The organism is Nocardioides fonticola (assembly GCF_039536805.1).
Taxonomy (GTDB): domain Bacteria; phylum Actinomycetota; class Actinomycetes; order Propionibacteriales; family Nocardioidaceae; genus Nocardioides; species Nocardioides fonticola.
In genome coordinates this window covers 1-21,177 of record NZ_BAAAZH010000013.1, presented here as the reverse complement: position 1 = coordinate 21,177, position 21,177 = coordinate 1, and the positions used below count along the sequence as shown (strand labels likewise).

The window sequence follows — 21,177 nt, the reverse complement described above, 5'->3', positions numbered from 1 at the left end:
GCGGGGCGTTCGGCCGGGCGGGGGCACAAGCCGGCGGCGAGCAGAAGCCGGTTGACGCCGTCGGCGCCATCGGAGCACCCGGAGCCACTCCGGTGCCCCGCGCCTGGGTAGACGTCAACGCCAGACGACCACCCTGCCGAGGACGCCGACCGCGTCGGCGTCATCGGCAGGTTCAGGCGACCCACCGGTCGAGCAACCGGAGAATCAACACGCCCAAGGTCGCCGCTCCCACCGGTTGGAGCACCAAGGAGCCGAACCAGCTCGAGGGGTAGCTGCGGCGGTACCAGGGCGGGCGCTCGGTTGCCTGCTCCCGCTGATCGGTGGTCGACAGGTTCTCGTTCATGGACTCTCCTCGACGAATAGATAGGTCACGGATCGACGGTGGTGACGGCCGCACCGGTGGCCCGCACCCGGGTCGAGGACGGCGCGCCGGGCATGGTCAGCGGCAGGTCGGCAGGGGCATCGAGGGAGACCGTGACGCTGGTGGCATCGACCTGCACCTCGACCCGCAGATCGGGATGGTCACGGAAGGCGCCGATGCGCCGCAGATAGTCGGTGACCGCGGCCCGCGCGCTGCCGGCATCGACCGGCAGCGCCTCCCCGGCCACCCCCTCGGAGTAGGCCAACCCGGCCGCACCCTGATCGGCCGCATGCAACGCGGCGCCGTCGGCGAGGTTGTCCAGACTCTGCCGCTGCAGATAGGCGGCGGTCGAGTCGACCACCAGCACGATGCCCAGGATGATCACCACCGCGAACCCGATGATCAACGGCGTGATCGTCCCCCGCTCATCGCGCCTCACCCCGCACCCCCGGTGATCTCCTGGTACTGCCCCACCGGCACCCGATGGGTGGCATCGAGCGCGAAGGACGGCGCCCCACCGCCGAGCACTTTCGGCAGCAGCGGCAGATCGACCCGCGACTCCACCCGCACCGTCACCACCGAGGTGCCGCTGTGGCAGTCGGCCGGGAACGGGGTGCAGGTCACCACCAGCCGCAACGGCGCGTCGTCGATGCCCTGATCGGCCAACGCCTGCCGCGCAGCCGCCTCCGCACGCACCCGACCCGAGGCGTCGTCCGGGGCCAACACGTAGGCCCGGCCCGCCGCCCGCGCCGCGGCCGAGACACCGAACGCACCCCGCTGCACCTCGAAGACGCTCAGCACGATCCACACCAGCGGCACCAGCAGCAGGATCGCCAACCAACAGAACTCCACGATCGCGTTGCCCCGCTCATCGCGCCGACGACGCGCAGCAACCCCAGCGGGCGCGATCACGGCGCCTCCTCCACCGCATGCCCGACCACATCGGTGGTGAACGCCGGACCGCCCAGCCCCAGCGCCGGGATCGAGAGGTGGACGACGATCTCCGCGGCCGGCGCCCCATCGACCAGAACCCGACGGAACGAGACCTGCTCGGCGAACCGACTCGCCACCACCCCCCGCAGCAACTCACGCGTGCGACGCACCCCGTCGGTGCCGTCGCGGTCGGCGGTGGCGGCGTAGCGCGCCCCCTCCGACGCGGCCGCAGCCGCGGTGTTGCGGACGAACAGCACCAGCGCGATCTGCAGGATCCCGAGCACCAGCGGCACCAGGATCACCAGCACCAGGACGACGTCGACCACCGCCGACCCGCGACCATCGCGCACCCGGCACGGGCGACGCCGTCCGCGGGACATCGGGGTCACTTCACCGAATCGAGGGCGTCGCTCAGCATCCCGCTCAACTGGTCCTTCGCGATGCCCGAGATCGCCCCGACCAGCCCGACCGTCATCACCGTGACGAGCACCCAGCCGGGCACGTCGCCGCGGTCGTCGCGCGGCGCGAGCAACCGCAGCTGGGCCCGGACGAGGAGGAGCAGGAGCCGGTCGCAGCCGGCCGACGGTACCGACGGGTGCGGAGGGAGCGGAGGGAGCGGAGCGGTCATGGTCGTGCCTTTCTGACGTGCGATGCGATCAGGAGGTGGAGAGATGGAGCCCGACGAGCCCGGGATAGAACGCGAAGACCACGGTCACTGGCAGCACGAGGAACACGACCGGGACCATCATCGCGATCTCCTTGCGGGCCGCGGACTCGATGAGCTCGCGGCGCGCGACCTCGCGGACGTCGGCGGCCTGGGCGTGCAGGACGTCGGCCAGCGGCGTGCCACGTTCGATGGCCACCGCGATGGCCTGGGCGAAGCGGGAGACGGTCGGCAGACCGGTGCGCGAGGCGTATCGGTCGAAGGCCGCCCCGACCGGCTCACCGGTGCGGATCTCGGCCAGCAGGCGCCGCAGATCATCGGCCAACGCCCCGTTGCTGCGGCGGACGACGCGTTCGAGCGCCGCGACCGGACCCTCGCCGGCGGCGACGGCCAGCGCGAGCAGCTCGGCGATGGTGGGGAACTCCGTCATGATGCGCCGCTCGCGGTCGCGGGCCTCGACCCCGAGGCGCCAGTCGCAGGCCAGCACGCCGGCGAGCGCACCGGAGAGGGACAGCAGGGCTGCGGGGAGGACGGCGTCCACGCCTCCTGCCATCCGCGTGAGCGAGAGGGCGGCCGCCAGCCCGAAGCCCACCAGCCCCCACTGCACCTGGCGGACCCGGAAGTCCTGGACGCTCGCCTGCGATCCGCAGCGGTCGAGGCGACGGCGCACCGAGGAGGCGCCACCGAGGGTGCGGTCGATGCGGTCGGCAGCCAGCGCGAGCAGGGTGTGGCGGGCCGACGGACCCACCGGCCCAGCCGAGCGCCCGGCGCCGGGCAGGTCGCGCAGGTAGGGCACGACCCGATCGGTCAGCGAGGGGCGCAGGATGGCGCGCACCCGCACCACCGCGAGCACGAGCCCGAGTCCGGCGACCAGCCCCAGCAGGGCACCGAAGGCGGCGCTGATCACGACAGCACCCGGGGCTCTTCGGGCAGGCGCCCGATGCGGATCATCAGCCGGTAGGCCACCACGCAACATCCGCCGCCGGCGAGCAGGATGAAGGCGCCGGTGGCCGAGGCATAGCGATGGATGACATCGGACTGCCAGGCCATGAGCAGCAGCACGATCCAGGGCGCCGCGACCGCCAGCCGGGCGGAGTTGACCGTCCAGCTCTGCCGCGACTCCATCTCCGACCGGGTGCGCAGGTCGTCGCGCAGGTAGCCCGACAGGTTGCGCAGCAGCCGCCCGAGATCACCCCCGCCGACCTCGCGGGCCACGCGCAGCCCCTCGACGACACGGTCGCCGACCGGGTCGGCGAGGCGGGCCTTGAGCCGGTCGAGCGCATCGCCGAACCGGCCGCTGGACTGGTAGTCGAGGGCGAAGGCGGCGAACGCCTCGCGCAGCGGTTCGGGCCCGCGGTGGGCGAGTGCGGCCAGGGCGTCGGGCAGGGAGAGTCCGGCCCGCACACCGGAGGCCAGGTGGTCGATCGCCTCGGGCCACACCTCGGCGAGCTCGCGCCGACGCCGCCGCGCCCGGCCGGCGACGCCCGCGTAGGGCAGGTAGCCGGCGATGACGGCGAAGGCGACCGCGACCGGCGCCGTCCCCGAGATGGCCTGCGCAGCCAGCCCGGCGACGAACGCGACGGCCAGGCTCAGCCCACCCAGACCCGAGGCGGAGAGTCCCGCGATGCCGGCCTGGTCGAGGGTGCGTGCGATCCGACCCGGGCCGCGGTCGACCCGCACCCACTCGCCGGTGGACGCCGACCAGATCGAGAGCAGGCCCAGCCCGAGCAGGAGGCCGACGAGCACGCCCATCAGCGGACGCCGTCCAGGAGCGGATCGGACGCCGCGGCCGGATCGTCGCGGACCTCGTGCAGCAGCCGCCGGACGTCGATGCCGACCCGGGCGAAGGCCTCGGGTCGCGGCGCGGACCCGCCGGTGCGCCGCAGCCCGCCGTCGAGGCGGTCGCGCACGAACAGCGGCTCGGCCTCGATGACGCCGCCCTCGACCCGCCCGGGCACCCCGACGATCTCGGTCACGCGGCGCACGCCCGCGGCGTCGACGCCGAGATGCACCACGACGTCGACCGACGAGGCGACGGTCGGCACCACGAAGCCGGCCGAGATGTTCTCACCGGCCAGCAGCGGCAGGGTGCACAGCTTCACCAGCGCCTCGCGGGCGCTGTTGGCGTGCAGGGTGCCCATGCCCGGAAGGCCGGCATTGAGGGCGAGCAGCAGATCGAGCGCCTCGGCGGCCCGCACCTCGCCGATGACGATGCGGTTGGGCCGCATACGCAGGCTCTCCTTGACCAGATCGCGCAGGGTGATCTCGCCGGTGCCCTCCAGCCCGGACTGGCGGCACTGCAACGCCACCCAGTCGGGGTGGGGGAAGCGCAGCTCGAAGACCTCCTCGGCGCTGATGATCCGCTCACCGCCGGGCACCGCGGCGCACAGGCAGTTCAACATGGTGGTCTTGCCGGCCTGGGTTCCACCCGCGACGAGGATGTTGAGGCCCGCCCGCACCGCGGCGTCGAGGAAGGCGGCCGCGGACGGCGTCAACGACCCCAGCGCCACCAGATCGGTGAGCCGGGTGGCCTTCACGGCGAACTTGCGGATGTTGACCGCCGAGAACCCCCGGCTGATCCCCTCCAGGACGACGTGGAGCCGGTGCCCCCCGGGCAGCATCGCGTCGACGAAGGGACGCGAGACATCGACCCGGCGTCCGCTCGAGGCCAGCATCCGCTCCACCAGCTCCTGCACCTGCGACGGCGTCAGGATCACGTTGGTCAGCTCATGGCGACCCTCCCGCGCGGCGAAGACCCGGTCGGGAGCGTTGATCCACACCTCCTCGACCGCAGGGTCGTCGAGCAGCGCCTGCAACGGACCGAAGCCGGCGACCCGCGCCACCAGCTCCTCCACCACCGCACCCGCATCGACCACCGGCGCCACCGCACCGGTCAACGACCGGGCGTCGTAGCCCTCGACCAGTGCCCGCGCCATCCGCCGCACCGCCTCGGCCTCACGCTGCGGATCGATGCCATCGGCCCGCACCTGGGCGCGCAGACCACGATCGAGCTCCTCGAGCACGCCGGAGGGCAACACCCCGGCCAGGCCGGGAACAGCACCCGGAGCCACTCCGGTGCCCCGCGCCTGGGTAGGCGTCAGCGCCATACGACCACCGTCCCGAGAAGTTGGAAGTCCTGCCGCCAAGCTACGGCGCACGGGCTCCTACCCGGAAGAGGGCCGACTCAATCTGTGGAGAACCGACCTGGCCCGGACCGAGGGCTTGAACCTCACACGATGTGAGGACGTAGCGTCGACGCATGGACGACGAGGCGGGGTGGACCGTCGGCGAGCTGGCCGCCATGTGCGGCCTCTCGGTGCGCGTGCTCCGGCACTGGGACGCCGTGGGCGTGGTGACGCCCGAGCGCACCGAGGGCGGGCACCGCCGCTACGGGCCCGACCAGGTGACCCGCCTCTACCAGGCCCTCGCGCTGCGCCGCACCGGTCTGGGACTGCAGGCCATCGCCGGCCTGCTCGACGACACCGGCACGGACACCGGCACGGACAGCGGCACGATCACCGCCCTGCGCGACCACCTCGACCGTGTCGAGGCCGACCTCCGACGGCAGCGCCGGTTGCGCGACCGCCTGGCTGCGGCCCTCGACCATCCCGCACCCGACCAGCTGATGAGAGTGATCGAATCGATGACGATGTTCGAGCAGTACGTGCACGGCTACCGCGCCGACGAGAGCGCGCGCCTCGACGACCAGGCCACGGCGCTCGTCGACCTCCTCCATCGCGGGATCGCCTACGAGCCGGGCGAGCGGGTGCTCGAGGTCGGCTGCGGGGTCGGTGCGCAGACCGTCGCGCTCGCGACCAACAGCCCCGAGACCGCGTTCGTGTCCATCGACATCTCAGCGGAGTCCCTCGCCCGGGCGGCGCAGCGATGCGCCGACACCGGCCTCGACACCGTGACGTTCCACCAGGCCGACGTCTTCACCCTCCCCCACGACGACGGCGATCTGACGGAATCGTCCTTCGACCACGTCTTCGTCTGCTTCGTGCTCGAACACCTCGCCGAGCCGGCCGAGGCGCTGCGCCGCCTCCTGCGCCTCGTCCGACCGGGCGGCACGATCACCGTCGTCGAGGGCGACCACGGTTCGACGTACTTCCACCCCGACGACGCAGCGGCACGGGCCGCCATCGACTGCCAGGTGCGACTCCAGCGCCATGCCGGCGGCGACGCACTCATCGGCCGACGCCTCTACCCGCTCCTCACCGAAGCCGGGTGGACCGGGACGAGGGTCGAGCCGCGCGTCGTCTACGTCGACGGCAGCCGGCCCGACCTGGCCCAGAGCTTCATCCTGCGCACCTTCACCGCGATGATCGCGGGCGTCCGCGAGCCGGCCGTCGCGGCCGGCCTCACCGACGACGTCCGTTTCGACGCGGGGCTCGCGGCGCTGCGCCGCACCGCAGCGCCCGACGGCGTCTTCAGCTACACCTTCCTGGCCGCGCGGGCCCGCCGTCCGGAGGCGCCCTGACGGCTGCGGGGCTCATCCGCGGCGCGGGGCGGCGGCTCGGGGCGGCGACACCCCCGACCCGCTGTGCACCCGGAGTTCACCCACCCGTCACCGCAGACCCGGCGGCCTCCGGGCCTGCGTCGCTACGGTCCTGCCGGTCGCGCTCGGGCGGCCCGCACGCGCACCACCATCCGCATCCCTCCCCTCGCCAGCCGCCCGAAGGACGACGTGCCGACCTCCCGCTACCGCATCCTCTGGCTGGCGTTGGCGGCCACCGCGGCGACGGTCGCGATCAAGCTCGGACTCAACGCCGCCGACATCGCGCCCATCGAGCTCGGCTCGCTGCACACCGGCGCGATCTCGGGCGTCTTCTTCGTGCTCGGCTTCCTGCTCTCGGCCACGATCGCCGACTACAAGGAGAGCGAGCGCATCCCCTCGACCTTCTGCTCCACGGTCGAGTCGATGTACGAGGACGCCGTCGGCATCCACCAGAACTACGCCGACTTCGACCTGCCCGGCTTCGGCCGGGCCCTGCTCGACGTCGTCGACGCCTTCGCCCGCGACGTGCGCTCCGAGGCGCACACCACACGCATCGCCGTGCACGGCCTGACGCCGACCTTCGTCGCGATGGAGCGGGCCGGGACGCCGGCCAACTTCCTGGTCAAGCTCAAGCAGCAGCAGGCCACCCTGGCCGGCCTGCTCATGCGGGTCTCCTACATCCAGCGCATCCGGTTCATCCCCTCGGCGACCCTGCTGGTGCGCTCGGTGATCCCGATCGTCGTGGCGCTGCTGGTACTCACCGACGTGCGCCCGCTGCTCGGCGGGGTGCTGCTCTCGGCGATGGTCACCTTCATCCTGGTCTACCTCGTGCTGTTGCTCCAGGTGATCAGCACGCCGTTCCGCTCCGAGGGCAGCACGCGCGACGACGTCAGCATGTTCCTCGTCGACGAGACCCGCTCCTACCTCGCCGCCCGCATCGCCGGGACCGACGCGGCGGGCTGACCCGGGACGCCGTCCCTCAGGCCACGGGCTCGTAGGTGAGCCGGCCGAGGTAGCCGTGGAGGGTCTGGCAGCCGGGGTCCTCGGTGACGATGAGGCTCACCCGATCATCCGGTGCGTCGCCGTCCGCCTCGCTGCCCGGGAGCCCGGTGGGCCCTGGGCCGTCGACCTCGACCAGCACGGCGGACTTCTCGCGCGGCCAGGCACCCGGCTCGGCGCAGGCGAGGTAGAGCCGATGCCCGTGGGCCGGCTCGCCGAAGGAGCGCGCCCACGTCACCAGGGCAAGCGTGACGAGGTCACGCAGTGCGGTCGGGTCGCACAGGGCGACCACGACGACGGTGCTGTGCATGACTCCTCCTCTGGAGCCGCCCCGGCCCGGTAGCGCACACGCCGGGCCGAGGGGACGGCGCTAGAAGGTGAACTGACCCACCAGGCGCTGGAGCGTGGCGGCCATGGTCGACAGCTCGGTCGCCGACTCCAGGGTGTTCTGCGCGCCCTGCCGGGTGTCGTCGGCGGCGCTCGCGACCTGGACGACGTCGTCGGCGATGCCGGTCGCACCCGAGGCGGCGTCGGTGACGTTGCGGGCGATCTCATTGGTGGTGGCGGTCTGCTCCTCCACCGCCGAGGCGATCGTGGTCTGGATGTCGTTGATGCGGGCGATGACGTCGGTGATCTCGGTGATCGCGGTGACCGCCCCCTGGGTGTCGCCCTGGATCGCCTCGATCTTGCGACCGATGTCCTCGGTGGCCTTCGCGGTCTCCTTCGCCAGCTCCTTCACCTCGCCGGCGACGACGGCGAAGCCCTTGCCGGCATCGCCTGCGCGGGCGGCCTCGATGGTGGCGTTCAACGCCAGCAGGTTGGTCTGCTGGGCGATCGAGGTGATCACCTTGATGACCTGGCCGATCTCCGCCGAGGACTCCCCCAGGCTCGAGACCGTCTCCTGCGCCGACCCGGCGACCGCGACCGCGCCGGTGGCGACCGAGGCCGCCTCCGTGGCGTTCTGCGCGATCTCACGGATCGGGGCGGTCATCTCCTCCGCCGCCGCCGCGACCGTCTGGATCGAGGCGCTCACCTGACCCGAGGCCTCCGAGGCGGACGCCGCGCGCCCGGCGGTCTGCCCGGCGCCCTCGTCCATCCCCTGGGCGAGGATCGTCAACTGCTCGGCGGCCACCGCGAGCTGCGCCGCGGTCGCGCCGATCTCGGCCATCGAGTGCCGCTGCCGGTCGAGCAGCGCGTTGAGGCCCGCGGCGACCTGGCCGGCGGAGTCGTCGGACTCGAAGGGGACGCTGCACGTGAGGTCGCCCGCGGCGGCTTTCCGGACGACGTCGAGGATCTGGCCGACCTTGTCGCGTAGGTCCTCCTGCTTCAACCGGTCGGCGGTCTCCAGGGCGATGCGCTCGAAGGCGTTGCTGACCAGGCGGGCGACCGTCCGCAGCACGCTGAGGCGGCGCTCGGAGAGCTCGATGGTCTCCATCGTGAAGAAGTCCATGGTGCCCACGACCTGGCCGCCCACGATGATCGGGAAGCACAGGCCGGACTTCACGCCGACCTTCTGGGCGACGGGGGCCCGCACGCAGTCGGTCATCTCGCCGAGGTCGCGGGTGAAGAAGATGTCGCGGGCCTTCCAGGCGCGGCCCGACAGGCCGACGCCCTCGGCGAAGCTCGCCTCCAGGGTGACCCGGCGGAACTCCGGCCCGGCGTCGCCGGACTCGGCGGCGAACCGCAGCACGTTGTCGACCGGGTCGACCCGCCAGAACGAGCCGTAGGCCCATCCGAACTCGGCACGGATGCGGTCGAGCACGGTCATGATCGCCTCGTCCTCGGTGTCGGCGGCGGCGACGCCGGCCTCCACCCGGTTGGCGGCGACCATGTCGGCCTCGGCCTCGACGCGGTCCTGCTCGAGGGCGACCGCGCTCGTCACGACCTCCCACGTGGCCATCGCGCCGACGTACTCGCCGCGCGCATCGGTGATGGCGGAGACGTTGAGGTCGAGGATCTCCGGCCCCACCTGGATGTTGGCCCGGCGCGGCAGGTGCTGGTGCGGGTCGCTGAGCAGGCCGCGCTGGTAGGCGGGGTTCTTGTGGAAGATGTCCAGGCTGGAGCCGACGACCTTGTCGGCCGGCACCGGCAGGTAGGCCTCCAGGCTGCGCAGGGTCTCCAGCGACTTCGGGTTCATGTAGGTGATCACGAAGTCGCGGTCGGCGAACATCATGTTCGTCGGCGCCTGCTCCATCATCGAGGTCATGCGGGCCACCTCGGCCTCGAGCACGAGCTTCTCGGTGATGATGTCCCACGTGGCCATCGCGCCGACGTACTCGCCGTCGTCGTAGAGGGCGCCGATGCGCAGGTCGAGCGTCTCCGGCCCGAGCTGGATGTGCGCCTGGCGGGGCAGGTGCCGGGCCGGGTCGCTGAGCAGCCCGCGCTGGTAGTTCGGGTTCTTGTGGAAGATGTCGAGGCTCGACCCCACGACCTTGTCGGGCGCAACAGGCAGCCAGTCGGCCAACGCCGTCAGCGCCTCGATGGAGGCGGGATTGACGTAGGTGATGACGAAGTCGCGGTCGGCCAGCATGACGCGGGTCGGCAGTTGGTCGAGCACGTCGGGCAGGTGCCGCAGCTCGATACGGGACGTCGTCCCGGTGGTGGCCGCCCGGCCCGCAGGCGCGTCGGTACGGTCGCTGAGTTCGGTCATGCGCGCTTTCTCCCCTGGCGCTCAACCCGCGCCGTCGGTACGGCGCGATCACGTTGGAGGAGCAATCGGGGGCCACATGCCCTACCTGAGAGGAATCTCAGCAAAACTCGGGCAGCGCCGGCTCCGGAGGGATCCGGCGCGCACCGTCAGCCGACCGGCGAGGGCGCAGCCGGTACCGCCGGGTGGTCGGCGGTCGCGAGGTCCCCGGGCTCCACGGCGTCCACAGCGTCCCCGGGCTCCACAGCGTCCCCGGCACCGTGCCGTACCGGGCAGCCGCGCACCCCCGGCACCGGGAACGTGCCGAGGTCGGCGACGCGGTAGCCGTCGGGGTAGGAGCGGATCCAGGGCAGGTCCTCGACCAGCAGCGGGCTGGTGCGGGCCGGGAAGGCGCGCAGCACCCGGGCCCGGGCCTTGAGCGCCGCCCGCGAGGCCCGTTGGACGGCGACCGGCGGCGCCGGGTAGCCCAGCGCGCGGCGCAGCGGGGCGTCCATGACGGCCCGGGCGAACAGCTCGACGGCGTCGCCGGCGGCGGCCGGGTAGAAGGTGCGCATGAGCGCCAGGGTGGCGTCGGCGACCGCGCGGCCGCCCTCGTCGTAGGCGAAGTACTCGGCCTCGTAGTCGTCCATGAGGGTCGCGAACTCCGCGTAGGTGGCGGGGATGTCGGCGATGCCCATGTGCTTGCCCAGCGTGCGGTAGTAGTTCGTCGAGGCCACGACCTCGGCCTCGGTCAGCGGCCGCTTGCCGTAGTCGGCGATCCAGCGGGTGGGCACCACGACGAAGGTCGAGAGCACGTAGAGCATCTCGTGGTTGGGGATGTCGTAGCTGCGGTGCATCCGGTTGATGCGGCGGATCGCGGTGCGCGCCTCGGGGTGCTCGAAGCCGTGGACGAGCGGCGGCTCGAGCAGCAGCGTGGTGTCGTCGTAGCGCTTCTGCACCTGCTCGGTGAACGCGCCGGTCTCGAAGAGCAGCCGCCCCACCCCGGGGACGGCGTAGGTGCGGAACAGCGCGAAGGAGAGCGCCTGGTTGTAGTCCCACGGGAACTCGTACTGCAGCAGGTGGCGGTACATCGCCACGAAGTCGGTCTCGGGGTCGAGGGCCAGGTTGGCACGCCACCAGTGGTCGCGCCCGACGCCGCCGTACCGGTGTCCCCGCCAGCTGAAGCTCCGCATGACGGCATACTAGAGCGAGTCCTCCAATACGGGAAGGGCCGCGGCCCCTAGGGTGTGCGCGTGCGCCGTCCCCAGCAGTCCCGCAGCGAGCAGTCGGCCGAGCGCATGCTCGACGCCGCCGCGGCCCTGCTCGAGGACGGCGGCCTCGCCGCCGTCACCGTCGCCGCCGTCGCCGACCGTGCGGGCACCTCCAACGGCTCGCTCTACCACCGCTTCGGCGACCGCGCCGGCCTGGTGCGCGCCCTGCACGAGCGCAGCTTCACCGCGATGCTCGAGGAGACCGCGGCGGCCTTCCGCGACGCCGACGCCCTCACCGACGACGAGGAGGCCGCGCGCCACCTCGCCGAGGCCGCTCTGGCGATCTTCGGCCGCCACCGCGCCGCCCTGCGTGCCTTCCTCGTCGAGGTCGCCGACGACCCGGCCGTCGAGGCGCGCAACGCCGAGGTGACCGCGAGCATCCGGGCGGTCGTCGTCGACTGGCTGGTGCGGCGCTTCGGGGCGAGCCCCGCCGGGGCCGAGGACGCCTTCGCCCTGCTCTATGCCCTCGGCGCCAGCCAGGCCCTGGTCGGGCCGACCACGATGACCCCCGGGGCGGTGGCCACGGCGGTGCTGGCGCTCAGCCGCCGATGACGGTGCCGACAGCGGCGGCAGCCGAGTCGGACGGCGCCGTCGGCTCGGGGTCGCGCACGACCCACCAGGCCGCGTAGGGCGGCAGCCAGACGAGCCCGTCGGGACCGCTGGTGACGGGGTGGTCGCTCAGCGCGTCGCGCAGGCCCGCCCGGGTCCCACCCGGCAGCAGGTGCTCGAGGCGGTGCCGGGTGACGGGCCGCGGCTCGGGGGTGACGTTGTAGAGGCCGACCAACGAACCCGCCGCATGCCGCCGGACGACGGCGAGCACCCCGGGATCGGTGTCGAGCAGCACCTCGGTCGTGGCCGCGCCGTGGAGCTGCGGCAGCGCCGCCCGGGTGCGCGCGAGGTGGGCGAGGCCGTCGAAGGCGCGCTGGGCGTCGGTGCCGGCGCGCAGGCGGCGCTCGCGATCGGCGTCGGTGACCCGCGGACGATGCGCCCACCGGTTGTCGTCGGCGTGCCCGGGTTCCTCGGCCCAGTCGGGGTCGTTGGGCAGCGCGAGCTCGTCGCCGCTCCACACCACCGGGATGCCGCCCCACGCGGCCACGATGGCGTGGGCGAGGAACATGCGGGCGAACGCGCCGTCGGCGTCGGGACGACGGCGTCCCAACCCCGCCAGGGACGCCGAGGTGCCGCTGATGCGGCGATCACCCGTGGCCGGGTTGTGCTGGAAGACCAGGCCGTCGGCCCAGGTGCCGGGGAACTCGCCGGCGTACCAGTCGGAGAGGAACGCGCGGTGGGCCGGGCCGGAGAGGCCGACCGCGGCGGCGTCGTGGTCGTCGATGGCCCAGCCGATGTCGTCGTGGCAACGCACGTAGGTGATCCAGGTGGTGCCCTGCGGTGTCGCGGGCAAGGAGGCCAGCGCCTGCCGGGCCAGCCGGGTGTCGCGGGCCGCGAGCATCGACCACACCTGCACCATGAGCGAGTTGTGGTACGCCAGGTCGCTGACCCGGCCCGCGTGCTCGGCGGTGCCGAGGTAGGCCACGAGGTCGCGAGGGCCGACGATCGCCTCGGCCTTGAAGGCCAGCGCGGGCGCGGCGATGCGGGCCACCGCACGCAGCGCCTGGGTGAGCGCGTGCACCTCGGGCTGGTTCTGGCACTGCGTGCCCAGGCGCTTCCACAAGAAGGCGATGGCGTCCAGGCGCAGCACCTCCACGCCCTGGTTGGCGAGCATCAGCACGATCTCGGCGAACTCCGCGAGCACGGCCGGGTTGGCCCAGTTGAGGTCCCACTGCCAGGAGTTGAACGTCGTCCAGACCCAGGCGTCGAGGGACTCCTCGAAGGTGAAGTTGCCGGGGGCGAAGTCGGGGAACACCTCGGGGACGGTCGCGTCGTAGGCGTCGGGCAGCGTGCGGTCGGCGAACACGTGGAAGTAGTCGCGGTAGCGGGCGTCGCCGGCACGGGCCGCCTCGGCCCAGGCGTGCTCGCGGGCCACGTGGTTGAGCACGAGGTCGACGACCAGGCTCATGTCGTGCTCGCGCAGCCGGCGCGCCAGGCCGGCGAGGTCGTCGAAGGTGCCCAGATCGGGCCGCACCGAGCGGTAGTCGGCCACCGCGTAGCCGCCGTCGTTGTCGCCCTCGCGCGGCTTCAGCAGCGGCATGAGGTGCAGGTAGGTGACGCCGAGCTCGCGCAGGTAGTCCAGCCGCTTCGCGACGCCGGCGAGGTCGTCGCCGAAGCGCTCGGTGTAGCAGGCGTAGCCGAACCGGTCGGGGCGCAGCAGCCAGTCGGGCTGGAGCAGCCGCCGCTCGTCGAGCTCGTGCAACTCCTCGGGGCGGGCCGCGAAGCCCGCGGCGGCGATCTCGACCAGGCGCTGCGCCACGGCGTCCGGCTCGGCGTGGACGGCGGCGACCGCGGTGCGCAGATCGCTCCACCACCGCTCCAGGCGCAGCCCGAAGGTGCGCCGGCGGTCGGGCGAGAGCTCGGCGAGCAGCGGCGCGACGGCGTCGCGCACTGTGACGGGGATCACCACGGCCACATCATGGCGGCGATCGGTCACGGCTGCGAATCGGCCCCCGAGTTGGCCCCGGAGCTGGCTCCCGAGTTCGCGCCCTCGAGCCGGAACCCGACGCCGCGCACGGCCACGACCTTCTCGCGCACCCCGACGCTCTCGAGCTTCTGGCGCAGCCGGCCGATGGTGACGTCGAGGGTCTTGGTGGAGCCGTACCAGTTCTCGTCCCACACGTCGGCCATGAGCCGGCCGCGGGAGACCACCTTGTCGCGGTGGGAGGCCAGGATGGCCAGGACGTCGAACTCCTTGCCGGTCAGCGGCACCTCGCGGTCGCCGGAGTAGACCCGGCGGGCGTCGACGTCGATGCGCAGGCCGTCGGGGTCGAGGTTCTCCACTGCGGCCGCCCCGCCGACGCGACGCAGCAGTGCCCGCACCCGGGCCTGGAGCTCGGCGACCCCGAACGGCTTGACCAGGTAGTCGTCGGCGCCGTAGTCGAGGCCGACCACGCGGTCGAGCTCGGCCGAGCGGCCGGTGACGATCATGATCGCGCCGCCGTAGCCGCTCTCGCGGGCCTGCTTGCAGACGTCGAGACCGTCCATGTCGGGCAGGCCGAGGTCGAGGATCACGAGGTCGGAGGGCTGCAGCTGGATCTCGCGCAGCGCCGCCGCACCGGACTCCACCGACCGCACCTCGTAGCCGTCGCGCTCGAGCGTGCGCACGAGGGGGAAGGAGATGTCCTCCTCATCCTCGACGACCAAGACGGTGGGCATGGGCCAGAGACTATCCATAAGTTGACCCGTGTCAGGGCAGGAAGAGATCTCCGAGTTCCGCGACTCGCTCCAGGACGGCGGCGTACCGGAACTGCTCGAGCGCCATCTCGTCCTCGGCGCCGGCCTCGACCTCGGCCCACGTCACCGGCGTCGCGACCGTCGGGATCTCACGGCCACGCAGCGAGTACGGCGCCACGGTGGTCTTCGACGCGGCGTTCTGCGACCAGTCCAAGAAGACCTTCCCGCTGCGCCGCTGCTTGGTCATCGTGGCGGTCACACGCGCGGGATCCTCGCGCTGGAGCTGCTCGGCGATGTCCTTGGCCAGCGCCGTGGTCTCCTCGGCCGGACGCCGCTGCGGCAGGTCGGCGTACAGGTGCAGGCCCTTGGACCCGCTGGTGACCGGCCGCGCCGCCAGGCCGTGCTCGGCCAGCCGGTCGCGCACCAGCAGGGCGACGCGGCAGCAGTCGTGGAGGGTGGCCGGCTCGCCGGGATCGAGGTCGATGACCAGCCGGTCGGCGTGTCGCGGGCGTCCGGTGCGGGTGACGGTCCACTGGTGCACGTGCAGCTCGAGGGCCGCGAGGTTGGCCAGCCAGGTGAGGGTCGCGAGATCCTCCACGATCGGGAAGCGCAGCGTGTCGGCCTTCCCGGGCCGCTCCCCCGTGGCCCGCGACCCGGTGGTCGGCACCTCCACGGTGCGCACCCACGACGGCGTCCCGGCCGGCACGTTCTTCTCGAAGAAGCTCTCCCCGCCCACACCGTGCGGCCACCGGATGCGGGTGACCGCCCGGTCGGCCAGATGCGGCAGCAGCACCGGGGCGATGGTGGCGTAGTAGTGCAGCACCTCGCCCTTGGTGGTGCCGGTGCGCGGGTAGAGCACCTTGTCGAGGTTGGTGAGGGTGAGGGTGCGGCCCTCGACCTCGACCCGCACCTCGCTGCTCTCGGCGGGGCTCACAGGTCGCCCGCGGTGACGTCGGTGCGCACACCCTGGAACGAGGGTTGGCGCATCCGCCGATGGCCGTGCCCGTGGGTCTCGACCTCCACCACGAGCACCGGCTCGACCCACGTGGTGCCGCGCGCGTCGACCGCGGGGACGTCGTCCGCGAAGGGGCTGATGGTCGTGTGCAGCGGCGCGAGCAGGTCGCGCAACCGGGTGCTCCACGTCGCGCCGATGCCACTGCCCACGCGGCCACGGTAGAGCAGGCCCTCGGGGGTGGGTTCGCCCACGAGGAGCGCGGCGAGCCGGTCGCGGGTGCCCTCCTGCGGACGCCAGCCGCCCACGACGTACGACGCCCGATGCCGGTGCGGCATCTTCAACCAGTGCGGGCTGCGCTCGCCGGGGCGGTAACGGGAGTCGACCCGCTTGCTCACCACGCCCTCGAGGCCCTGCTGGAGGGTGGCCTCCCACAGCATCGCGCCCTCGGCGTACACCTCGGGCAGCTGCCAGGCGCCGCCGAGGCCCTCCTCGCGCAGCGCCTCCAGCCGTTCGCGGCGCTCGGTCAGCGGGAGGCCGGTGAGGTCGCGACCGTCGAGACGCAGCAGGTCGAAGACCATGAGCAGCGCCGGACGACGCTGCGACCAGCGGGCGGCCGAGGCGGCGTTGCGCACGTGCATGCGGTCCTGGAGGGTGCGGAAGTCGGGCACGCCTGCGTCGTTGAGGGCGATGATCTCGCCGTCGAGCAGCAGGTCGCGGGCGCCCGTGGGTGGGTCGGCGAGCTCGGGCCAGGCGGGCGTGATGGCGTTCTCGTTGCGGCTGGTGATGCGGGTGGTGCCGGTGCGATCGACCTCGACGAGGGCGCGGACGCCGTCCCACTTCACCTCGTGCCACCACCCCTCCCCCTCGGGCGGGCGGGTGCCCTTGGTGGCCAGCATCGGACGCATGGGTCCATCCTTGGGGGCATGCGAGCCATCTGGAAAGGCGCCGTCTCCTTCGGTCTGGTGAGCGTGCCGGTGAAGCTGTACGCCGCCACGGAGTCCCACGACGTGTCGTTCCGGCAGGTCCACGCCAAGGACGGCGGCCGCATCCGTTACCAGCGCATCTGCTCGATCGACGGCGAGGAGGTGCCCTACGCCGACATCGCCAAGGGCTTCGAGACCGAGGACGGCGAGATGGTCGTGCTCACCGACGACGACATGGCCGAGCTGCCCTCGGCGTCCTCGCGGGAGATCGCGGTGGAGAAGTTCGTGCCCAGCGAGCAGATCGACCCGCTCCTCTTCGAGAAGTCCTACTACCTCGAGCCCGAGGGCGCCGGCGCCAAGCCCTACGCGCTGCTGCGCGAGGCGCTGGCCGAGAGCGACCGGGTGGCCGTGGTGACCGTGGCGCTGCGCCAGCGCACGACCGTGGCGGTGCTGCGGGTGCGCGACGACGTCATCGTGCTGCAGACGATGATGTGGCCCGACGAGGTGCGCACCCCCGACTTCTCGGTCTCCCTCGACGAGCTCGGCGGACTGAAGGAGTCCGAGATGGCGATGGCCCGCATGCTGGTCGAGACCCTCGCCGGCGACTTCGACCCCGCCGAGTTCGAGGACGACTACGCCGACGCCGTCCACGCCCTGGTGAAGGCGAAGGTGGAGGGCGGCGAGGTGCAGCGCACCGAGACCTCGACCAAGAGCTCCGGCGAGGTCGTCGACCTGCTCGCCGCGCTCCAGCGCTCGGTCGCGGCCGCCAAGGAGGCACGCGGGGAGAGCGCCGACGAACCGGCCACGACGCCGGCGAAGAAGACCGCCGCGAAGAAGGCGGCTGCGAAGAAGACCGCCGCGAAGACCGCCGCGAAGAAGGCGCCGGCCAAGAAGGCGGCGAAGAAGAAGGCCAGCTGACCTCTCCACCGATGAATCCGCGAAGTGTCGGTGGTCGGTGGTGGTGTCGACCCATCACCGACGCGGACGCCGTCCACGTCGGCACCGCCACCGTTCCTCCCGGAGAGTCACCATGAGCGAGTTCGTCACCGGCCAGCCCGTCTGGGCCGAGTTGTTCACCGTCGGGGCGCCGCGCGCCCGCGAGTTCTACACCGGCCTGCTGGGCTGGGGCAGCACCGAGCCCCAGGAGCAGTTCGGCGGCTACACCAACTTCACCCGCGGCGAGGGCTGGATCGCCGGGCTGATGGAGAACACCGTCGACCCGGCCATCCCGGCGTCCTGGACCGTCTACCTCCAGACCGACGACATCCACGCGCTCGCGAAGCGGGCCGAGGCGGCCGGCGCCACGACGATCGTCGCGCCGGCGGAGGTCGGCGACCTGGGCTGGTTCGCGCAGTTCATCGACCCGTGCGGTGCCGCGGTCGGCGCCTGGCAGCCGGGCACCCACCGTGGGTTCGCCGCCGTCCGCGAGATCGGGGCGCCGTACTGGTTCGAGCTGCACGCGGCGGCTCACTACGACGACGTGCTGCCGTTCTACCGCGAGGTCTTCGGCTGGCGCACGGCCACGATGTCCGACACCCCCGAGTTCCGCTACACGCAGATGCTGGGCACCGGGGGCGACGCCGACGACGTCCGCGCCGGCGTCATGGACGCCTCACTGTGGGAGGGCGCCCGGTCGGCCTGGCAGGTCTACTGGATGGTCGCGGACGTCGACGCGTCGTTCGCCCACGCGCTCGAGACGGGGGCGAGTGCGGTGCACCCGCCCCACGACACCCCCTACGGCCGGTTGGCGGTGCTGCTCGACCCGGCCGGGGCGGAGTTCAAGCTCGCCCAGGCGGTGGCCGACTCCTGAGGCGCGGCCTCGCCCGCGGGGTCGGACACGGGGTCGGCGGTCGCTGGGGCGACCGTCGCCTTCGCGGCCGCCGAGTCGGGGAAGAGGGCGTCGAAGCCGGCGAAGAGCGCATCCATGAGGCGCGGTGCGGCGAGGTTGGCGATCTCGCCGACCCGCCCGGCGAGGGTGTCCTGGGTGATGGGGCGGTCCTCGAGCGCCCGCAGGATGCGGCGGGCGGCCGATTCCGGCGTCGCCCCGCGGCCCGCGTAGGCCTCCGTGGGCGCCGTCATCGGGGTCTGCACCAGCGAGACCCGCACGTTGGTGAAGGTGACGTTCTCACCGAACGTCTCCCGGCCGGCGATGCGGCTGAAGGTGTCGAGCGCGGTCTTGGAGGCCAGGTAGGCGGAGAACTTCGGCGCCTTGATCTGCACACCCCACGACACGATGTTGACCACGTGCCCGAACCGCTGCTCGCGCATCGCCGGCAGCAGGCCGAGGGTCAGGCGCACCGGGCCGAGGTAGTTGATCGCCATCGTGCGCTCGAAGTCGTGCATGCGGTCGGTGCTGAGCGCGAGGCTGCGGCGGATCGAGCGACCGGCGTTGTTGACGAGGTAGTCGACCGTGCCGTGCTCGGCGAGCAGCGTGGCGACGAGGGCGTCGATCGCCTCGGCGTCGGTGAGGTCGCAGGCGTGCCAGGTGACCTCGCCGCCGGCGGCCTCGATCTCGCCCGCCACCCGCTCCAGCTCCTCGGCGCGACGGGCGACCAGCACGACCCGGCCACCCACCGCCGCGACCGCCTTCGCGGTGGCCTCCCCGATGCCCGAGGAGGCACCGGTGACCACCACGACGCGTCCGTGCAACGGACTGGGCAGGCCGAGCGGTCCGGCCACGGCCCTGCGGGCCAGCGCCCGCGGCCCGGCCAGCAGCGGCGTGGTGCGGCTCAGGGTGATCGGCGCGGCGACGACGGCACGCACGGAGGGCAACTTGAGGCTCGACACCCCTGAAGTGTGGCACCGGGGCGTGCGCGGGGGCAGGGCGGGCTGGGGTGGCCCGGGGCGGGGGCCAGTTTCCCCGGCCGGCCGGGGAAACTGGCCGAAATCCGGCCTCCAAGCGCCAGAATCGGGCAGGTTCGCCTGTCCGATGTGACCAGTGATGCCGGTGGTACGGCCAGACCACAGGAACGCCTGCCGCCTCACCGGGTGTTCTGCGGCCCTCGCCCAGGGGCTCGGGCACCTCAACCGCCGGTCAGCCCGGCCACGCCGACCACCGGTCAGACCGGCGCCAGCTTCTGCCAGGGCTGGGCCGCCTCGATCTGGGCGGAGAGCGAGAGCAGCAGCGGCTCGCCGTCGGTCGGGCCGACGAACTGCACCGAGAGCGGCAGGCCGTCGGGGCCGATGCCGACCGGCACGGCGGCGGCGGGGTTGCCGGCCACGTTCCACAGCGCGGCGTAGGCGATCATCGGCATCGAGCGCAGGCTCATCGCCAGGGTGCCGGCGCCGAAGAGGCGTCCGTCGAGTTGGCCGACCCGCGGCGGCCGGGTGCCCAGGGTCGGGGTGAGCAGCACGTCGACGGCGTCGAACACCCGGTTGGCCTTCACCGCGATGGCGCCGCCCTGGCGGATAGCCCAGTCGCGCACCTTCGGCGTCACCCACGACCCCATGCGGTAGGTCTGCCGGGTGGTGCGCTCGAGCCGGTCGAAGTGCTCGACGGCGTCGGCCTCGCTGCGGATGCCCGCGAAGAACTGGGGCACGAACGCCGCGGTCGGGTCGGGGTAGTGCGGGTCGATCTCGCGGACGTCGTGTCCGAGGTCGGCGAGCAGCCGGGCGGTGTCGCGCACGGCGGCGACGTCGATCGGGTCGGGGGTGACGCCGCGGGCGACGGGCTTCAGCGACCAGCCGATGCGCAGCCGCCCGGGTTCGCGTCCGGCTGCCTCGACGAACGAGCCCGTCTCACCGGCCTGGAACAGATCGCCGGTGGTGCTGCCGCGGATCACGTCGTAGACCAGCGCCGCATCGAGGACGCTGCGGGCCAGCGGACCGCAGGTGCCCAGCGACCACCACAGGTGCGGCTCGGGGGCACTGGTGACGCGTCCGCGCTGGGGCTTGAGGCCGAAGAGTCCGCAGCAGGCGCTGGGGATGCGGATCGACCCGCCGCCGTCACCGCCGATGGCGACCGGCACCAGTCCGGCGGCGACCGCGGACGCCGTCCCGCCGCTCGAGCCGCCCGGCGTGCGGTCGGCGTCCCACGGGTTGCGGGTGATGCCGTGGGCGCGCGACTCGGTGAAGGGCCAGGCCCCGAACTCAGGCATCGTGGTCTTGCCGACGATGACCGCACCTGCCGCGCGCAGCCGCCGGACGACCTCGGAGTCGGTACCGGCCGGCGTCGTGTTGCCGCGACCACCGAAGGTCGTGACGGTGCCCGCGACCGCGAGCTCCTCCTTGATCGCGATCGGGACGCCCGCCAGCGGTCCGGCCGTCGCCCCGTCGGCGAGCGCCTCGTCGACCGCAGCAGCCTCGGCGCGGGCAGCTGCATCGAGCACGACCGTGAAGGCGTTGAGCGCGCGGTCGCGGGCCGCGATGCGATCGAGCGCGGCGGAGGTGACCGCGGCGGCGCTCACCTCCCCCGAGGCGACGGCGGTGGCGGTCTCGGCGACTCCGGCGGCTGCGTCCATCCGCCGAGTGTGCCCGATGCCGTGCAACGGCATCGCCCGGGGCCACGAGCAGCGGCCATCCGGTCCCCCGGCGGCCCGACTGGTCAGGGGAAACTCCCGCTTGGCACAGCAAGCATTGCCTGACAAGTCGGAGTTTCCCCGGCTGACCGGGGCGCTTTCGGGCGGTCAGTGCAACAGGAGGTCGGTGATGACCTCTGAGGGT

At 72.8% G+C, this 21,177-nt stretch carries 22 protein-coding genes; 5 read left to right on the top strand and 17 right to left on the bottom strand.

What is annotated here, in order from left to right; translation table 11 throughout:
* Nucleotides 1-172 precede the first annotated feature (172 nt).
* Genes ABD671_RS09685 through ABD671_RS09650 form a run of 8 tightly spaced genes read right to left on the bottom strand, consistent with a single transcriptional unit; the run spans nucleotide 173 to nucleotide 5,065 of the window.
* On the bottom strand, nucleotides 173-343 hold the full coding sequence (locus tag ABD671_RS09685) for a hypothetical protein (RefSeq protein WP_344733131.1): 171 nt from the start codon (nucleotides 341-343) through the stop codon (nucleotides 173-175).
* A gap of 25 nt (nucleotides 344-368) precedes the next feature.
* The gene (locus ABD671_RS09680; RefSeq protein WP_344733130.1) at nucleotides 369-800 is read right to left on the bottom strand and encodes a pilus assembly protein TadG-related protein; all 432 of its coding nucleotides are present in this window, start codon (nucleotides 798-800) and stop codon (nucleotides 369-371) included.
* The gene (locus ABD671_RS09675; RefSeq protein WP_344733129.1) at nucleotides 797-1,273 is read right to left on the bottom strand and encodes a hypothetical protein; all 477 of its coding nucleotides are present in this window, start codon (nucleotides 1,271-1,273) and stop codon (nucleotides 797-799) included. Before ABD671_RS09675 ends, ABD671_RS09680 begins: the two co-directional genes overlap by 4 nt.
* Nucleotides 1,270-1,674: a TadE/TadG family type IV pilus assembly protein gene (locus ABD671_RS09670; protein WP_344733333.1), complete on the bottom strand. Its 405-nt coding sequence runs from the start codon at nucleotides 1,672-1,674 to the stop codon at nucleotides 1,270-1,272. Before ABD671_RS09670 ends, ABD671_RS09675 begins: the two co-directional genes overlap by 4 nt.
* 5 nt (nucleotides 1,675-1,679) lie before the next feature.
* Nucleotides 1,680-1,922 (bottom strand): hypothetical protein, encoded by a 243-nt coding sequence (locus ABD671_RS09665; RefSeq protein ID WP_344733128.1) that lies wholly within the window; start codon nucleotides 1,920-1,922, stop codon nucleotides 1,680-1,682.
* A 28-nt stretch (nucleotides 1,923-1,950) separates the two neighbouring features.
* Nucleotides 1,951-2,865: a type II secretion system F family protein gene (locus tag ABD671_RS09660; protein WP_344733127.1), complete on the bottom strand. Its 915-nt coding sequence runs from the start codon at nucleotides 2,863-2,865 to the stop codon at nucleotides 1,951-1,953.
* Nucleotides 2,862-3,710, bottom strand: coding sequence for a type II secretion system F family protein (locus ABD671_RS09655; protein WP_344733126.1), 849 nt, complete (start codon nucleotides 3,708-3,710; stop codon nucleotides 2,862-2,864). Before ABD671_RS09655 ends, ABD671_RS09660 begins: the two co-directional genes overlap by 4 nt.
* Nucleotides 3,710-5,065, bottom strand: a complete 1,356-nt coding sequence (locus ABD671_RS09650; protein ID WP_344733125.1) for a TadA family conjugal transfer-associated ATPase — start codon at nucleotides 5,063-5,065, stop codon at nucleotides 3,710-3,712. Before ABD671_RS09650 ends, ABD671_RS09655 begins: the two co-directional genes overlap by 1 nt.
* Before the next feature lie 152 nt (nucleotides 5,066-5,217).
* Here ABD671_RS09650 and ABD671_RS09645 point away from each other — a divergent pair, with 152 nt between their 5' ends.
* A complete protein-coding gene (locus tag ABD671_RS09645; protein WP_344733124.1) occupies nucleotides 5,218-6,438 on the top strand; it encodes a methyltransferase domain-containing protein in 1,221 nt (406 codons plus the stop codon).
* A gap of 207 nt (nucleotides 6,439-6,645) precedes the next feature.
* The gene (locus ABD671_RS09640; RefSeq protein WP_344733123.1) at nucleotides 6,646-7,419 is read left to right on the top strand and encodes a hypothetical protein; all 774 of its coding nucleotides are present in this window, start codon (nucleotides 6,646-6,648) and stop codon (nucleotides 7,417-7,419) included.
* A gap of 16 nt (nucleotides 7,420-7,435) precedes the next feature.
* On the opposite strand, the gene ABD671_RS09635 is transcribed toward ABD671_RS09640, so the two are convergent.
* The 3 genes from ABD671_RS09635 to ABD671_RS09625 all read right to left on the bottom strand — a co-directional run bounded on the left by ABD671_RS09635 (nucleotide 7,436) and on the right by ABD671_RS09625 (nucleotide 11,274).
* Nucleotides 7,436-7,765, bottom strand: a complete 330-nt coding sequence (locus ABD671_RS09635) for a hypothetical protein (RefSeq protein ID WP_344733122.1) — start codon at nucleotides 7,763-7,765, stop codon at nucleotides 7,436-7,438.
* Nucleotides 7,766-7,825: 60 nt separating this feature from the next.
* Nucleotides 7,826-10,105, bottom strand: coding sequence for a methyl-accepting chemotaxis protein (locus ABD671_RS09630; protein ID WP_344733121.1), 2,280 nt, complete (start codon nucleotides 10,103-10,105; stop codon nucleotides 7,826-7,828).
* A gap of 146 nt (nucleotides 10,106-10,251) precedes the next feature.
* Nucleotides 10,252-11,274 carry an oxygenase MpaB family protein gene (locus ABD671_RS09625; RefSeq protein WP_344733120.1) on the bottom strand — a complete coding sequence of 341 codons (1,023 nt, stop codon included), beginning with the start codon at nucleotides 11,272-11,274 and terminating at the stop codon, nucleotides 10,252-10,254.
* 60 nt (nucleotides 11,275-11,334) lie between these two features.
* Between ABD671_RS09625 and ABD671_RS09620 the strand changes: the two genes are divergently transcribed.
* Nucleotides 11,335-11,904: a TetR/AcrR family transcriptional regulator gene (locus ABD671_RS09620; RefSeq protein WP_344733119.1), complete on the top strand. Its 570-nt coding sequence runs from the start codon at nucleotides 11,335-11,337 to the stop codon at nucleotides 11,902-11,904.
* On the opposite strand, the gene ABD671_RS09615 is transcribed toward ABD671_RS09620, so the two are convergent.
* From ABD671_RS09615 to ligD (ABD671_RS09600), 4 genes are read right to left on the bottom strand one after another with little or no spacing between them, the layout of a single operon-like run.
* The gene (locus tag ABD671_RS09615; protein ID WP_344733118.1) at nucleotides 11,891-13,870 is read right to left on the bottom strand and encodes an alpha-amylase family protein; all 1,980 of its coding nucleotides are present in this window, start codon (nucleotides 13,868-13,870) and stop codon (nucleotides 11,891-11,893) included. The two genes, ABD671_RS09620 and ABD671_RS09615, sit on opposite strands and share 14 nt — an antisense overlap.
* Nucleotides 13,871-13,893: 23 nt before the next feature.
* Nucleotides 13,894-14,619, bottom strand: coding sequence for a response regulator transcription factor (locus tag ABD671_RS09610; RefSeq protein WP_344733117.1), 726 nt, complete (start codon nucleotides 14,617-14,619; stop codon nucleotides 13,894-13,896).
* A 31-nt stretch (nucleotides 14,620-14,650) separates the two neighbouring features.
* Nucleotides 14,651-15,571 (bottom strand): non-homologous end-joining DNA ligase, encoded by a 921-nt coding sequence (ligD, locus tag ABD671_RS09605; RefSeq protein WP_344733116.1) that lies wholly within the window; start codon nucleotides 15,569-15,571, stop codon nucleotides 14,651-14,653.
* Entirely contained in the window at nucleotides 15,568-16,497 is a 930-nt protein-coding gene (gene ligD / locus ABD671_RS09600) for a non-homologous end-joining DNA ligase (RefSeq protein ID WP_344733114.1), read from the bottom strand. Before ligD (ABD671_RS09600) ends, ligD (ABD671_RS09605) begins: the two co-directional genes overlap by 4 nt.
* An 18-nt stretch (nucleotides 16,498-16,515) precedes the next feature.
* Between ligD (ABD671_RS09600) and ku the strand changes: the two genes are divergently transcribed.
* Complete coding sequence (gene ku / locus ABD671_RS09595; protein ID WP_344733113.1) at nucleotides 16,516-17,433, top strand: non-homologous end joining protein Ku; 918 nt, start codon at nucleotides 16,516-16,518, stop codon at nucleotides 17,431-17,433.
* Nucleotides 17,434-17,545: 112 nt separating this feature from the next.
* Nucleotides 17,546-18,325: a VOC family protein gene (locus tag ABD671_RS09590; protein WP_344733112.1), complete on the top strand. Its 780-nt coding sequence runs from the start codon at nucleotides 17,546-17,548 to the stop codon at nucleotides 18,323-18,325.
* On the opposite strand, the gene ABD671_RS09585 is transcribed toward ABD671_RS09590, so the two are convergent.
* Entirely contained in the window at nucleotides 18,250-19,302 is a 1,053-nt protein-coding gene (locus tag ABD671_RS09585) for an SDR family NAD(P)-dependent oxidoreductase (RefSeq protein ID WP_344733111.1), read from the bottom strand. The two genes, ABD671_RS09590 and ABD671_RS09585, sit on opposite strands and share 76 nt — an antisense overlap.
* A gap of 272 nt (nucleotides 19,303-19,574) precedes the next feature.
* On the bottom strand, nucleotides 19,575-20,975 hold the full coding sequence (locus ABD671_RS09580; RefSeq protein WP_344733110.1) for an amidase: 1,401 nt from the start codon (nucleotides 20,973-20,975) through the stop codon (nucleotides 19,575-19,577).
* Nucleotides 20,976-21,177 lie beyond the last annotated feature (202 nt).

Coding starts and splice junctions, on each gene's coding strand:
- ABD671_RS09635 (WP_344733122.1), bottom strand. CDS start 7,765: ATGCACAGCACCGTCGTCGTGGTCGCCCTGTGCGACCCGACCGCACTG.
- ABD671_RS09610 (WP_344733117.1), bottom strand. CDS start 14,619: ATGCCCACCGTCTTGGTCGTCGAGGATGAGGAGGACATCTCCTTCCCC.
- ABD671_RS09650 (WP_344733125.1), bottom strand. CDS start 5,065: ATGGCGCTGACGCCTACCCAGGCGCGGGGCACCGGAGTGGCTCCGGGT.
- ABD671_RS09670 (WP_344733333.1), bottom strand. CDS start 1,674: ATGTCCCGCGGACGGCGTCGCCCGTGCCGGGTGCGCGATGGTCGCGGG.
- ligD (WP_344733114.1), bottom strand. CDS start 16,497: ATGCGTCCGATGCTGGCCACCAAGGGCACCCGCCCGCCCGAGGGGGAG.
- ABD671_RS09645 (WP_344733124.1), top strand. CDS start 5,218: ATGGACGACGAGGCGGGGTGGACCGTCGGCGAGCTGGCCGCCATGTGC.
- ABD671_RS09580 (WP_344733110.1), bottom strand. CDS start 20,975: ATGGACGCAGCCGCCGGAGTCGCCGAGACCGCCACCGCCGTCGCCTCG.
- ABD671_RS09590 (WP_344733112.1), top strand. CDS start 17,546: ATGAGCGAGTTCGTCACCGGCCAGCCCGTCTGGGCCGAGTTGTTCACC.
- ABD671_RS09655 (WP_344733126.1), bottom strand. CDS start 3,710: ATGGGCGTGCTCGTCGGCCTCCTGCTCGGGCTGGGCCTGCTCTCGATC.
- ABD671_RS09625 (WP_344733120.1), bottom strand. CDS start 11,274: ATGCGGAGCTTCAGCTGGCGGGGACACCGGTACGGCGGCGTCGGGCGC.
- ABD671_RS09630 (WP_344733121.1), bottom strand. CDS start 10,105: ATGACCGAACTCAGCGACCGTACCGACGCGCCTGCGGGCCGGGCGGCC.
- ku (WP_344733113.1), top strand. CDS start 16,516: ATGCGAGCCATCTGGAAAGGCGCCGTCTCCTTCGGTCTGGTGAGCGTG.
- ABD671_RS09665 (WP_344733128.1), bottom strand. CDS start 1,922: ATGACCGCTCCGCTCCCTCCGCTCCCTCCGCACCCGTCGGTACCGTCG.
- ABD671_RS09685 (WP_344733131.1), bottom strand. CDS start 343: ATGAACGAGAACCTGTCGACCACCGATCAGCGGGAGCAGGCAACCGAG.